Annotated in this window: 24 protein-coding genes and 1 pseudogene; 1 reads left to right on the top strand and 24 read right to left on the bottom strand. The window is 43.8% G+C overall.

The window, feature by feature from the left end:
- Positions 1-209 precede the first annotated feature (209 nt).
- Positions 210-1,049: pseudogene (locus BTN49_RS22415) on the top strand (IS982 family transposase).
- A gap of 196 nt (positions 1,050-1,245) precedes the next feature.
- Here BTN49_RS22415 and rplQ read toward each other — a convergent pair.
- From rplQ to rplB, 24 genes are all read right to left on the bottom strand, one after another.
- Complete coding sequence (gene rplQ, locus BTN49_RS08475) at positions 1,246-1,629, bottom strand: 50S ribosomal protein L17 (RefSeq protein WP_097356820.1); 384 nt, start codon at positions 1,627-1,629, stop codon at positions 1,246-1,248.
- Between the two features lie 35 nt (positions 1,630-1,664).
- Positions 1,665-2,654, bottom strand: a complete 990-nt coding sequence (locus BTN49_RS08480; RefSeq protein WP_097356821.1) for a DNA-directed RNA polymerase subunit alpha — start codon at positions 2,652-2,654, stop codon at positions 1,665-1,667.
- A gap of 23 nt (positions 2,655-2,677) precedes the next feature.
- Complete coding sequence (gene rpsD / locus BTN49_RS08485; RefSeq protein ID WP_097356822.1) at positions 2,678-3,298, bottom strand: 30S ribosomal protein S4; 621 nt, start codon at positions 3,296-3,298, stop codon at positions 2,678-2,680.
- Between the two features lie 30 nt (positions 3,299-3,328).
- Positions 3,329-3,727: a 30S ribosomal protein S11 gene (gene rpsK / locus BTN49_RS08490; RefSeq protein ID WP_097356823.1), complete on the bottom strand. Its 399-nt coding sequence runs from the start codon at positions 3,725-3,727 to the stop codon at positions 3,329-3,331.
- 16 nt (positions 3,728-3,743) lie between these two features.
- Positions 3,744-4,100 carry a 30S ribosomal protein S13 gene (gene rpsM, locus BTN49_RS08495; protein ID WP_097356824.1) on the bottom strand — a complete coding sequence of 119 codons (357 nt, stop codon included), beginning with the start codon at positions 4,098-4,100 and terminating at the stop codon, positions 3,744-3,746.
- A gap of 148 nt (positions 4,101-4,248) precedes the next feature.
- Entirely contained in the window at positions 4,249-4,362 is a 114-nt protein-coding gene (gene rpmJ, locus BTN49_RS08500; protein ID WP_097356825.1) for a 50S ribosomal protein L36, read from the bottom strand.
- 27 nt (positions 4,363-4,389) lie between these two features.
- Entirely contained in the window at positions 4,390-5,715 is a 1,326-nt protein-coding gene (secY, locus tag BTN49_RS08505; protein WP_097356826.1) for a preprotein translocase subunit SecY, read from the bottom strand.
- A gap of 22 nt (positions 5,716-5,737) precedes the next feature.
- On the bottom strand, positions 5,738-6,178 hold the full coding sequence (gene rplO, locus BTN49_RS08510) for a 50S ribosomal protein L15 (protein ID WP_097356827.1): 441 nt from the start codon (positions 6,176-6,178) through the stop codon (positions 5,738-5,740).
- 5 nt (positions 6,179-6,183) lie between these two features.
- Positions 6,184-6,363 (bottom strand): 50S ribosomal protein L30, encoded by a 180-nt coding sequence (gene rpmD, locus BTN49_RS08515; protein ID WP_097356828.1) that lies wholly within the window; start codon positions 6,361-6,363, stop codon positions 6,184-6,186.
- A gap of 6 nt (positions 6,364-6,369) precedes the next feature.
- Positions 6,370-6,867 carry a 30S ribosomal protein S5 gene (rpsE, locus tag BTN49_RS08520; protein WP_097356829.1) on the bottom strand — a complete coding sequence of 166 codons (498 nt, stop codon included), beginning with the start codon at positions 6,865-6,867 and terminating at the stop codon, positions 6,370-6,372.
- A 14-nt stretch (positions 6,868-6,881) separates the two neighbouring features.
- Complete coding sequence (gene rplR, locus BTN49_RS08525) at positions 6,882-7,235, bottom strand: 50S ribosomal protein L18 (RefSeq protein ID WP_097356830.1); 354 nt, start codon at positions 7,233-7,235, stop codon at positions 6,882-6,884.
- A gap of 9 nt (positions 7,236-7,244) precedes the next feature.
- Entirely contained in the window at positions 7,245-7,778 is a 534-nt protein-coding gene (gene rplF, locus BTN49_RS08530) for a 50S ribosomal protein L6 (protein ID WP_097356831.1), read from the bottom strand.
- 15 nt (positions 7,779-7,793) lie between these two features.
- Positions 7,794-8,186 (bottom strand): 30S ribosomal protein S8, encoded by a 393-nt coding sequence (rpsH, locus tag BTN49_RS08535; protein ID WP_097356832.1) that lies wholly within the window; start codon positions 8,184-8,186, stop codon positions 7,794-7,796.
- Between the two features lie 23 nt (positions 8,187-8,209).
- Positions 8,210-8,515: a 30S ribosomal protein S14 gene (gene rpsN / locus BTN49_RS08540; protein ID WP_097356833.1), complete on the bottom strand. Its 306-nt coding sequence runs from the start codon at positions 8,513-8,515 to the stop codon at positions 8,210-8,212.
- Between the two features lie 17 nt (positions 8,516-8,532).
- Positions 8,533-9,072 (bottom strand): 50S ribosomal protein L5, encoded by a 540-nt coding sequence (rplE, locus tag BTN49_RS08545; RefSeq protein ID WP_097356834.1) that lies wholly within the window; start codon positions 9,070-9,072, stop codon positions 8,533-8,535.
- 15 nt (positions 9,073-9,087) lie between these two features.
- Complete coding sequence (gene rplX, locus BTN49_RS08550; RefSeq protein WP_097356835.1) at positions 9,088-9,402, bottom strand: 50S ribosomal protein L24; 315 nt, start codon at positions 9,400-9,402, stop codon at positions 9,088-9,090.
- A gap of 13 nt (positions 9,403-9,415) precedes the next feature.
- Complete coding sequence (gene rplN, locus BTN49_RS08555; RefSeq protein WP_097356836.1) at positions 9,416-9,787, bottom strand: 50S ribosomal protein L14; 372 nt, start codon at positions 9,785-9,787, stop codon at positions 9,416-9,418.
- 156 nt (positions 9,788-9,943) lie between these two features.
- A complete protein-coding gene (gene rpsQ / locus BTN49_RS08560; RefSeq protein WP_097356837.1) occupies positions 9,944-10,198 on the bottom strand; it encodes a 30S ribosomal protein S17 in 255 nt (84 codons plus the stop codon).
- Positions 10,198-10,389, bottom strand: coding sequence for a 50S ribosomal protein L29 (gene rpmC / locus BTN49_RS08565; RefSeq protein WP_097356838.1), 192 nt, complete (start codon positions 10,387-10,389; stop codon positions 10,198-10,200). Before rpmC ends, rpsQ begins: the two co-directional genes overlap by 1 nt.
- The gene (gene rplP, locus BTN49_RS08570) at positions 10,389-10,799 is read right to left on the bottom strand and encodes a 50S ribosomal protein L16 (RefSeq protein WP_097356839.1); all 411 of its coding nucleotides are present in this window, start codon (positions 10,797-10,799) and stop codon (positions 10,389-10,391) included. Before rplP ends, rpmC begins: the two co-directional genes overlap by 1 nt.
- Positions 10,800-10,810: 11 nt before the next feature.
- On the bottom strand, positions 10,811-11,500 hold the full coding sequence (rpsC, locus tag BTN49_RS08575; RefSeq protein ID WP_097356840.1) for a 30S ribosomal protein S3: 690 nt from the start codon (positions 11,498-11,500) through the stop codon (positions 10,811-10,813).
- 19 nt (positions 11,501-11,519) lie between these two features.
- Positions 11,520-11,852: a 50S ribosomal protein L22 gene (gene rplV / locus BTN49_RS08580; protein WP_097356841.1), complete on the bottom strand. Its 333-nt coding sequence runs from the start codon at positions 11,850-11,852 to the stop codon at positions 11,520-11,522.
- An 11-nt stretch (positions 11,853-11,863) separates the two neighbouring features.
- On the bottom strand, positions 11,864-12,142 hold the full coding sequence (rpsS, locus tag BTN49_RS08585) for a 30S ribosomal protein S19 (RefSeq protein ID WP_097356842.1): 279 nt from the start codon (positions 12,140-12,142) through the stop codon (positions 11,864-11,866).
- Between the two features lie 19 nt (positions 12,143-12,161).
- Positions 12,162-12,986, bottom strand: a complete 825-nt coding sequence (gene rplB, locus BTN49_RS08590) for a 50S ribosomal protein L2 (RefSeq protein WP_097356843.1) — start codon at positions 12,984-12,986, stop codon at positions 12,162-12,164.
- Positions 12,987-12,998: the final 12 nt, after the last annotated feature.

Here is a 12,998-nt window from a genome sequence, read left to right on the forward strand (position 1 = left end):
CACCAATACCGTTAACTCTTCCTTTCAAATGTCAATTATGAACTCCATAGCATCAACGTCCTTTTTCAGGGTAACCCTGCATTCGAGCATACTCTGGGCAAACGAACTTTCATTTAAGTAACCTGAGCCTACACATAAAAAATGAACTAAATTCCTAAGTCAAGATCTAATCGTTTGAAATAAACTATTGACTAAATAAAGAGTTAGGCATGAATGATTTAAATGCTGTCTTCAGCCATATCGACGACTTCTGCCAGACTTTCCTCCCTCCATGGGAGGGACACCTAATTTCTTCCAGTATCAAACAAAGCAATAAACCTTCTCCTCTCTCAGTTAGCTAAATGATGACGATAGTGATAACCTTCTATCAATCTGGATATAGAGATTTAAAAACCTATTACATCCACTTTATTTGCCACTACCTCACCAACGAATTTTCTGAATTAGTCAGCTACATGCGAATGCTCAAACTCATACAAGGTATTCTGGTTCCACTTTACTCTTACCTCACTCACCGACAGGGATTATCTTCGTTGATTCATCTAAGCTACAGGTTTATTACAACTTACGTATTCTCAGATATTAGGTTTTTAAAGGTACCTCGAAGCGAGGAAAAGGAACGACGAGGTGGTTCTACAATTTCAAATTACACCTTATTATCAATGATCAAGGTAGCATTACCTTAGTCAAAGTGACGACGGCTAACGTGGATGATAAAAAACCTATTTCGAAAATAACTGACAAGATTTGGGGTGTTTATTCGGAGACAAAGGTTATATCAATGGTTCATTGGAGTGGGAACTTACAGACAAGGGAGTGACACTGATAACGGGTATGAAAAAGAATATGAAACCTAAAGTGAAAAACTATGAGATCGCTTGATGCTCCGGAAACGATTTATTATTGAAACCGTTTTTGACCAACTAACAAACATATACAAAATCGAGCATTCTCGGCACCATAGTTATATCAGCGTTATGGTCAACTTGCTGGCAGGGCTCATCGCGTATTCATTTCAATCACAGAAGCCAAATATCAGGATGGCTTAGCTTGATAAGCACGCGTTTATGCAGATCTGAGGTTAATCAATCCACCTCTGGCAAACTCTTCTGATAAAAGGAGTAAGCATAGGTATAGGTATATCAGATGACAATTACACAGAATCATTCGCACTCTTATATTCTCATGGCACATATAAAAAGCCAAGAAGAACTTGGCTTTTTACCAGAAGATTCACTTGCTTATTCAGTGACTCCCCCCAACATTTGGCTCCTGACGGTCTACAAACTCGATATAAGCCATAGAGGCTTTATCACCAGTACGTACACCACATTTAAGAATGCGAGTGTAACCTCCAGCACGGGAGACAAAATGTGGACCCAATTCATTAAATAGCTTCGCTACTACTTCGTAGTTACGAGTACGTGCATATGCAAGACGACGGTTTGCAACACTGTCGTTCTTTGCTAGGGTAATCAATGGTTCAATTACGCGACGCAGCTCTTTTGCTTTAGGCAAAGTAGTTTTGATAACTTCGTGAGTTACCAGCGAGCTGGCCATATTGCTGAACATCGCTTTACGATGACTGCAGTTACGATTGAGTTGACGACCACTTTTACGATGTCGCATGACCTAATCCTTCTAACTAATTAATCAAAATCTGGTTAATCTTCAGCGATTGATGTTGGCGGCCAATTTTCTAGGCGCATGCCAAGAGAAAGACCGCGTGAAGCCAGTACGTCTTTAATTTCAGTCAAAGACTTTTTCCCAAGGTTAGGTGTTTTTAGCAGCTCAACCTCAGTGCGTTGTACTAGATCACCGATATAGTGGATTGCCTCCGCTTTCAAACAGTTAGCAGAGCGAACAGTTAGTTCAAGATCATCTACAGGACGAAGTAGGATCGGATCAAATTCTGGCTTTTCTTCTTTCTCTTCAGGAACTCGCACATCACGTAGATCTACGAATGCATCCAGTTGCTCAGCTAAAATGGTTGCTGCACGACGGATAGCTTCCTCAGGATCTAACGTACCATTAGTTTCCATATCAATAATCAATTTATCAAGATCAGTCCGCTGCTCAACACGCGCTGCTTCAACATTATAGGCAATACGATCTACTGGACTGAACGTAGCATCAACAAGCAAACGGCCAATTGGACGTTCGTCTTCCTCAGTATGAATACGAGCAGATGCCGGTATATAGCCACGTCCAAGCTCTACCTTGATACGCATGCTGATTTCAGCATTTGAGTCAGTCAAGTGGCAGATTATGTGTTCTGGATTCGCAATTTCAACACTACTATCGTGGGTGATGTCGCCTGCAACAACAGGGCCTGCACCAGATTTATTGAGAGAAAGAATAACCTCATCCTTACACTCGACCTTAATAGCAAGGCCTTTAAGATTAAGCAGGATTTCCAAGATATCTTCCTGCACACCCTCTTTAGTGCTGTACTCGTGCAACACTCCATCGATCTCAACTTCTGTTACTGCATAACCAGGCATAGATGATAGCAATATACGGCGTAGAGCATTACCTAGGGTGTGACCAAAGCCACGCTCAAGCGGCTCAAGAGTTACTTTTGCGTGCGTGGAGCTAACTTGTTCGATATCAACTAAACGCGGCTTAAGAAATTCTGTTACAGAACCCTGCATTGTGTCCTCTCTTTAGTTTAACCTTACTTAGAGTAAAGCTCGACGATCAGGTGTTCGTTGATGTCAGCAGATAAATCTGAACGCTCTGGTTTACGCTTAAAAGTGCCTTCCATTTCGTTACTGTCTACTTCTATCCAAGTTGGTTGCTCTCGCTGAGCAGCAATTCCAAAAGCTGCTTTAATACGTAGTTGGTTTTTAGCTTTCTCACGAATGCTAACAACGTCATTAGCAGTGACCTTAAAAGAAGGCACATTCACCAGCCTGCGGTTAACCAAAATAGCTTTGTGGCTTACCAACTGCCGTGCTTCAGAACGAGTTGAACCAAAACCCATGCGATAAACTACATTATCCAGACGACCTTCCAGAAGTTGTAGTAGATTTTCACCTGTGTTACCTTTCAGACGAGCTGCTTCATTATAATAGTTACGGAATTGTTTTTCCAAGACCCCATAAGTACGACGTACTTTTTGCTTTTCACGAAGCTGAACGCCATATTCTGACAAACGACCACGACGCGCTCCGTGTACGCCTGGGATGTTATCAATTTTACACTTGGTATCAATCGATCGTACGCCTGACTTTAGGAATAAATCACTACCTTCACGACGGCTAAGTTTAAGCTTAGGACCTAAATATCTTGCCATGATCTTTCTCCAGAGTTCTAAAAAACAGCACTATACGCGACGTTTTTTAGGTGGACGACAACCGTTATGTGGGATCGGTGTTGCATCTACAATATTAGTAATACGGTAACCTGCCGCGTTCAGAGCACGAATAGTAGATTCACGGCCTGGACCAGGGCCCTTAACCATAACTTCCAGATTCTTCAGGCCATATTCTTTAGCCATTTCACCACAACGCTCAGCAGCAACCTGTGCAGCGAACGGGGTTGATTTACGAGAACCACGGAAACCAGAACCACCTGCGGTTGCCCAAGCAAGAGCGTTACCTTGACGGTCAGTAATGGTTACGATTGTGTTGTTAAAAGATGCATGGATGTACGCTACGCCATCTGCAACTTGCTTGCGTACGCGTCGTTTACGGGCGCGATTTGGATTTGGTTGTTTAGTCATTTTTAGTCTACCCCGATTATTTCTTGACCGCTCTACGTGGACCCTTGCGAGTACGAGCGTTGGTTTTCGTACGTTGTCCACGTAATGGCAGACCACGACGATGACGTAAACCACGATAACAACCAAGATCCATCAGACGCTTGATGTTCATTGAAACTTCACGACGTAGATCACCCTCTATGGTGTATCGAGCAACTCCATCGCGTAATAAATCGATCTGCTCTTCAGTTAGTTCACTGATCTTAATGCTTTCAGCAATACCAGTCTCAGCTAAGATAGCTTTTGAGCGGGTTTTACCTATACCGTAAATCGCAGCCAATGCAATTACAGCATGCTTTCGATCAGGAATGTTAATGCCTGCTATACGAGCCACTATTCACTCCTAGTACTTTTTTAAGAAGAACCGCTGCAGAGCCCGTCGAGGATACGCAGCGGAAAACCACTTCTTTTGCTGCACAGCCAAAAGTAAGGCGGGTAATGTAGCCAGCCTGCTTAAATTTTGCAAGAAAAAAATTCTGCTATTAGCCTTGGCGCTGTTTATGCTTTGGTTCACTGCAAATAACACGAACGACACCGTTACGCTTGATCACTTTACAATTACGGCACATTCTCTTAACAGAAGCACGTACTTTCATTACTAAACTCCGTAGAATAATAATCTTTTATCGGCTGTAGCCTTTCAGATTAGCTTTTTTTAACACAGACTCATATTGTTGAGACATCAAATGTGTTTGTACTTGAGCCATAAAGTCCATGATGACAACAACTACGATCAGTAACGAAGTTCCGCCAAAATAGAAGCGAACATTCCATGTAATCATCATGAATTCAGGGATTAAACAAATAAATGTGATATAAAGGGCCCCTGCTAATGTCAATCGAGTCATCACTTTATCAATGTACCTTGCAGTCTGCTCCCCAGGACGAATACCAGGTACGAATGCACCAGACTTCTTCAGATTGTCAGCAGTCTCCCGCGGGTTAAACACCAACGCAGTATAGAAGAAACAGAAGAAGATAATCGCTACTGCATAAATGATTACATACAGTGGCTGACCAGGGCTAAGTGCCAAAGACACATCTGCTAACCAATTAAACTGCTCACCTTGAGCAAACCATTGCGCTAAAGTACCTGGAAATAAAATAATACTTGATGCAAAGATCGCCGGAATTACACCTGCCATATTAATCTTCAATGGTAAATGAGTACTTTGAGCAGCGAAGACACGGCGGCCTTGTTGACGTTTAGCATAGTTAACTATGATACGCCGCTGACCACGCTCCATAAACACTACAAACGCAACGACAGAGAATGCGATTGCTATGATCAACAGAAGTAGAAGGACATGCAATTCTCCTTGGCGTACTTGCTCCACTGTTTGACCAATAGCAGGAGGTAATCCCGCAACAATACCCGTAAAAATAATCAAGGAAATACCATTACCAATACCACGCTCAGTAATCTGTTCACCTAACCACATTAAAAACATGGTACCAGTGACCAAACTCACCACAGCAGTAGAATAGAAGCCAATACTTGGATTAACAACCAAACCTGGAATCATACTAGGTAACCCCGTCGCAATTCCTATACCTTGTAAGGTTGCTAATACAAGCGTACCGCACCTAGTGTACTGATTAATTTTACGACGACCAGATTCCCCTTCTTTCTTCAATTCAGCTAAGGGTGGATGGACAACCGTTAGTAACTGAACAACAATCGACGCCGAAATATACGGCATGATACCCAACGCTAAGATAGACGCTCTCTCAAGAGCACCACCAGAGAACATGTTAAACAATTCAATGATAGTGCCTTTTTGCTGTTCAAACAAATCGGCTAGTACAACAGCGTCAATACCTGGAATTGGCACAAAAGAACCAGCACGAAATACTAATAACGCGACGATAACAAAGAGTAGACGGGTTTTGAGTTCCGATAGCCCACTTTTTGCACTGCTAAAATTTTGTCCTGGTTGTTTTGCCATCTGTTCCTCATCTTCGAACTAATTATTCCACGACTTTACCACCCGCAGCTTCAATTGCGGTTCTAGCACCTTTAGTAACTCGTAAACCTTTAGCAATCACTGAAACTGAACGTGTAACTTCACCGGACAATACAATTTTCACTGTACGGATGTCTTTTGTGATAATATTAGCCACTTTCAACGTATCTAGGCTCACTACATCACCTTCCACTTTAGCTAACTCACCCAAGCGAACTTCTGCAGAAGTCAGGCTCTTGCGTGAAGCAAACCCGAATTTAGGTAGACGTTGTTTCAAAGGCATTTGACCTCCTTCAAAACCTAGACGCACAGAACCCCCTGAGCGTGATTTTTGACCTTTGTGTCCACGGCCACAAGTTTTACCCAAACCTGAACCTACACCACGACCTAAACGTTTCTTAGAAGGCTTAGAACCAGCAGCGGGGGATAACGTATTCAAATACATGATGATTACTCCTCCACTTTAACCATGTAGTAAACTTTATTGATCATACCACGTATACACGCGGTATCTTCAAGTTCAACAGTATGGTTGATACGCCGCAGACCTAAACCACGCAGTGTAGCTTTGTGTTTCGGCAAACGTCCGATTGAACTACGAGTCTGAGTTACTTTAAGAGTTTTAACCATGTTAGATTACCCCAGAATATCTTTTACAAGCATGTTACGTTTAGCTGCTACCCTTTCTGGAGGCTTTATACCTGCTAGGCCATCTATCGTTGCACGAACAACATTAATCGGGTTAGTAGAACCGTACGTCTTTGCTAGAACGTTACGAACACCGATAACTTCTAGAACAGCACGCATAGCACCTCCAGCAATGATACCTGTACCTTCAGATGCAGGTTGCATATACACCTTAGAACCTGTATGTCGACCTTTAACCGCGTGATACAAAGTGCCTTCGCTCAGCGCAACGCGAACCATGTTACGGCGTGCTTTTTCCATTGATTTTTGGATAGCGGCAGGGACTTCACGGGCTTTACCATAACCGAAACCTACGCGACCGTTGCCATCTCCAACTACAGTAAGAGCCGTAAAGCTAAAGATACGACCGCCTTTCACCGTCTTAGAAACACGGTTAACAGCAATTAGCTTTTCTTGCAAATCACTTTGTTGTTTTTCATTAGCCATCTTCACTGCCTACCTTAGAATTTCAGACCAGCTTCACGGGCAGCATTTGCCAGTGCAGCCACACGGCCGTGATATTGAAAACCGGAGCGGTCAAAAGCAACAGTTACGATACCTTTTTCCAGTGCACGCTCGGCAATAGCCTTACCTACAACAATTGCCGCGTCTTTGTTACCAGTCCATTTCAGTTGCTCACGAATCGATTTTTCTACGGTAGACGCAGCTGCGATAACCTCAGCACCGTTTGATGCAATAACCTGTGCATATACATGACGTGGAGTTCGGTGTACTACAAGGCGAATCGCACCCAGTTCAGCAATCTTACGACGTGCTCGGGTCGCACGACGGATACGAGATATTTTCTTATCCATAGTGTTACCTTACTTCTTCTTAGCTTCTTTCATACGCACGATTTCGTCGGCGTAACGGACACCTTTACCTTTGTAAGGTTCAGGACGACGGTAACCACGTATATCCGCGGCTACTTGACCCACAACTTGCTTATCAATACCAATGATAGTGATTTCGGTTGGGTTAGGACATTCTGCATTGATGCCTGCAGGTAAAGCATGTTCTACTGGATGCGAGAAGCCCAGTGTAAGATTCACATGGTTACCTTGCACATTTGCACGGTAACCAACACCTTTCAGAGTCAGCTTCTTAGTAAAGCCTTTAGTAACGCCAACAACCATGTTGTTTACCAAAGCTCTTGCCGTACCAGCTTGGGCGTTAGCTTTGAAGATACCTGCACGAGGAAAAAATTTGACAACGTTGTCTTCTTGGCTCAGTTCTACCGCACTATTAATAACGAGGTTCAATTCACCCTTGATCCCTTTGATAGTGATTTCCTGACCATTCAGCCTCACCTCTACGCCAACAGGAATTACTACTGGAGCTTTTGCAACACGAGACATTTTTTACTCCTTAAGTTAGGCTACGTAGCAGACAATCTCACCACCCAAGCCTGCTTTGCGGGCTGAGCGATCGGTCATCAAACCTTTAGAAGTTGAGACTACAGCAATACCAAGCCCACCCATCACAGAAGGCAGTGCATCCTTTTTCTTGTAGATACGCAGACTCGGACGGCTGACACGTTGTATTTGCTCAATAACTGCTTTATCTTCAAAATATTTCAAAGTTATAACCAACTCTATTTTGATATCACCTCTAACTGAGAAATCAATTACATAACCCTCGGCTTTTAGTAGCTTAGCAATTGCTACTTTCTGTTTTGACGAGGGCATTTTAACAGCAACTTTATTTGCTGTTTGACCGTTACGAATGCGGGTCAGCATGTCCGAAATCGGGTCTTGCATGCTCATAAGTGTTTACTCCCGTGATTCAATTACCAGCTTGCCTTACACAGACCTGGAATTTCGCCTTTCATACAAGCTTCACGAACCTTGATCCGACTTAGGCCGAATTTACGTAGGTAGCCATGTGGACGACCAGTCTGGTTACAGCGATTACGCTGTCGAGACTTAGCAGAATCACGTGGTAGAGACTGAAGCTTCAGGACTGCATCCCATCGCTCTTCTTCAGACACGTTAATATTTTTGATAGTAGCTTTAAGTGAGGCACGCTTTTCAGCGAACTTGACTACCAGTTTGGCACGTTTTGCTTCACGCACTTTCATTGATTGCTTAGCCATTACAGTAACCCTTCACCTTACTTACGGAATGGGAAGTTAAAAGCAGTCAGTAGAGCTTGACCTTCCTCATCAGTCACCGCGGAAGTCGTTATAGAAACATCAAGACCTCGGATACGATCGACTTTATCGTATTCGATTTCTGGGAAAATAATTTGCTCACGAACGCCCATGCTATAGTTACCTCGACCATCGAATGATTTCGTATTCAAACCACGAAAATCACGCACACGTGGAAGAGCAATTGAAATTAGACGCTCTAAGAAATCCCACATACGTTCGCCCCGCAGGGTTACTTTACAGCCAATCGGATAGTCCTCACGGATCTTGAAGCCAGCAATAGATTTACGTGCTTTAGTGATCAACGGTTTCTGAGCAGTAATAGTACTCATATCTGAGGCTGCATTATCAAGCACTTTCTTATCGTTGATTGCTCCACCAACACCCATGTTCAGGGTGATTTTTTCTACCCTTGGGACTTGCATGATACTCTTGTATTCGAACTTTTCAGTTAACTCTTTTACAACAGTCTCTTTGTAGTAATCATGCAGTTTCGCCATCGTACTACTCCAACATTATTTAATAGTTTCGCCATTCGACTTGAAGAAGCGTACTTTTTTACCATCTTCTATTCGAAAGCCCACACGTTCTGCTTTACCCGTTGCTCCGTTATAGATAGCCACGTTAGAAACATCCATTGCCATTTCTTTTTCCAAGATGCCTCCTTGAATACCCGTAGTCGGCACGGGTTTTCGGTGTTTCTTAGCTAGGTTGATACCGTTAACTATAATTTTACCACGAGTCAAAACCTTCAATACTTTGCCTTTCTTGCCTTTGTCTTTACCAACAAGAACGATGACCTCGTCATCACGACAGATTTTAGCTGCCATTTTTAACCGCTCCCTACAGAACTTCAGGCGCCAAAGAAACAATTTTCATGAACTTGTCGCCACGAAGTTCGCGTGTTACAGGACCAAAGATACGCGTGCCGATCGGTTGCTCCGTAGTATCGTTCAGCAATACACAAGCGTTACCGTCAAAGCGAATGACAGAACCGTCTGGACGGCGAACGCCTTTACGGGTGCGAACTACAACTGCCTTCAGAACATCACCTTTTTTAACTTTACCTCGTGGAATTGCATCCTTGACGGCAATTTTGATGATATCACCAATATGGGCATACCTACGGTGTGAACCACCTAACACCTTAACACACATTACACTGCGAGCACCTGAGTTATCGGCTGCATCCAGCATACTTTGCATTTGGATCATGGTTAATACTCCGTTATTTTTACATATAGACCCATCTTAGGTCAGACTTCCTCATTACAACGGCGCAGAATATTAACATTAAAATCTTAATATGGATAGATAAAAATAAACGGCTCACAACGGGAGCCGTTCCTATTTATCAGTGGGAAGGTTGGTTTAGAGACGCGCTTTCTCAACTACTCGTACCAGAGTCCAAGACTTAGTCTTAGACAGAGGACGGCATTCACGAACTTCAACGATATCACCTTGGACACATTCGTTATTTTTGTCATGAACGTGCAACTTCGTCGTCCGCTTAATAAACTTACTATAGATCGGGTGTTTAACTAAACGTTCGATGGAAACAACCATAGACTTATCCCCTTTATCGCTTACTACACAGCCTTCTTGCGTACGGATTTTGTCGTTCATTATTCGTTGCCCTTCTGGTTAAGAACGGTTTTAATACGTGCAATATCGCGTCGAACAGCCTTGATTGTGTGAGTTTGCTTCAGCTGACCTGTAGCCGCCTGCATACGTAGGGTAAATTGTTCCCGCAGAAGACCTAAGAGTTCTTCATTCAACTGTTCAATGCTCTTTTCACGAAGTTCATGTGCTTTCATCACATTACTACCTTGGTTACGAAAGTGGTTTTAATCGGTAGTTTACGAGAAGCCAGCTCGAATGCCTCTCGAGCAAGGCTTTCTGAAACACCATCCATTTCGTACAGTAGTTTACCAGGTTGAATTTGTGCAACCCAGTAGCTTACAGAGCCTTTACCTTTGCCTTGACGAACTTCCAGAGGTTTTGTCGTAATAGGTTTATCTGGAAATATACGGATCCAGATCTGACCCTGACGTTTAATGTGACGAGTCATAGCACGACGTGCCGCTTCTATCTGACGTGCAGTTAGACGTCCACGACCGACAGCCTTAAGACCGTAGATGCCGAAGCTTACGTCAGTACCTGAGGCAAGACCTCGGTTACGACCAGTAAAAGTCTTACGGAACTTAGTACGTTTTGGTTGAAGCATCGATACACTCCCTACTTACGGCCTTTACGCTGCTTCTTAGGCTTGTCAGCCGGTGGCTCCGCAAGTGGTATCCCGCCTAGAACTTCACCTTTGAAGATCCAAACTTTAACACCAACTACACCGTAAGTGGTGTGAGCCGAAGAAGTTGCGTAGTCAATGTCAGCACGAAGGGTGTGTAGTGGCACACGGCCTTCACGGTACCACTCAGTACGAGCTATTTCAGCACCACCAAGACGGCCACTTACTTCTACTCGGATACCCTTGGCACCTAGACGCATAGCGTTCTGTACTGCACGCTTCATAGCACGACGAAACATCACACGACGCTCTAGTTGAGAAGCAATGCTATCACCCACCAGTTGAGCATCTAATTCTGGCTTACGAACTTCTGCAATGTTGATTTGCGCGGGTACACCCGTAAGTTGAGCTACTCGAGCGCGCAATTTTTCTACGTCTTCGCCTTTTTTACCGATAACAACACCTGGACGAGCCGTGTGAATGGTCACACGGATGCTCTTGGCAGGGCGTTCGATGACAATACGCGAAACAGACGCTTTTTTCAGTTCGTTAATCAAGAACTGACGGACCTTGAAGTCGCCATCTAGGTTAGCGGCGAAATCTTGGCTGTTAGCAAACCAAGTGGAGTTCCAAGTCTTACTGATGCCAAGACGAATACCATTAGGATGTACTTTTTGACCCATTGCTTTATCTCCTAGTCTCTTAGCAGTCTGCTACAACAACAGTGATGTGGCTAGAACGCTTCAAGATGCGATCGGCACGCCCTTTTGCACGAGGCATAATACGCTTCATTACAGGGCCTTCGTCAACAAAGATTTTAGCGACGTTAAGATTGTCGATGTCAAGACCCTCGTTGTGCTCAGCGTTTGCAATAGCAGATTCTAAGACCTTTTTAATCAATTCAGCAGCTTTTTTATTGCTAAAATTCAGGAGTTCAAGAGCATGTGCAACGTGTTTACCGCGCACTTGGTCTACAACCAGACGGGTTTTCTGAGGCGAGATACGAGCAAAGCGATGTTTAGCAATAGCTTCCATTTCTTAACCCCTTAACGCTTTTTAGCTTTCTTATCTGCAGCATGACCACGATAAGTGCGTGTTGGTGCAAATTCGCCCAGCTTGTGACCGATCATTTCATCAGTGATGAAAATAGGTACGTGCTGACGACCATTATGGACAGCGATGGTCAAACTGATCATCTGAGGGATGATCATTGAACGACGGGACCAAGTCTTAACAGGCTTTTTGTCTCCACTTCCCAACGCTTTCTCTACCTTCTTCAGCAAGTGCAGGTCAATAAAAGGACCTTTCTTGAGAGAACGTGGCATGGCGTATCCTCTTTAATAATTATTTGTTACGACGACGTACGATATATTTGTCAGTACGTTTATTCTTCCGAGTCTTAAAGCCTTTAGTAGGTATACCCCAAGGTGAAACAGGATGACGCCCTCCCGAAGTGCGACCCTCCCCACCACCGTGTGGGTGGTCTACTGGGTTCATTGCGACACCCCGTACAGTAGGACGAACACCCCTACGACGAGCTGCACCCGCTTTACCAAGTTCACATAACATATGTTCCGAGTTACCTACCTCACCGAGGGTGGCACGACCCTCAGAAAGAACCTTACGCATTTCGCCAGAACGCAAACGAATAGTCACATATGCTCCATCACGAGCAACGATTTGCGCGTATGCGCCAGCTGAACGCGCCAATTGTGCACCTTTACTAGGTTTTAGTTCAACACAGTGAACTATTGAACCTACTGGGATGTTGCGCATTGGCAAGGTGTTCCCAAGTTTGATTACAGTATCAATGCCAGATTGGATCTCGTCTCCAATTTTTATACCTTTAGGTGCAATGATATAACGACGCTCACCGTCTGCATATAGCACCAATGCAATGTTAGCGCTACGATTTGGATCGTACTCTAAACGCTCAACTTTAGCTGGGATACCGTCTTTTGTGCGTTTAAAATCAATTATTCGGTAGTGTCGCTTATGACCACCACCAATATGACGTACTGTGATACGACCGTTGTTATTACGACCACCACTTTTCTGGTTATTATCCAAAAGTGGGGAATATGGCTTTCCTTTGTACAGGTCAGCATCAACAATCTTAACACAGTGGCGACGACCTGGTGAAGTCGGCTTACATTTTACAATAGCCATTTCTCAATGCTC

Origin of the sequence: Candidatus Enterovibrio escicola, assembly GCF_002464935.1 — a bacterium.
Classification (GTDB): domain Bacteria; phylum Pseudomonadota; class Gammaproteobacteria; order Enterobacterales; family Vibrionaceae; genus Enterovibrio; species Enterovibrio escicola.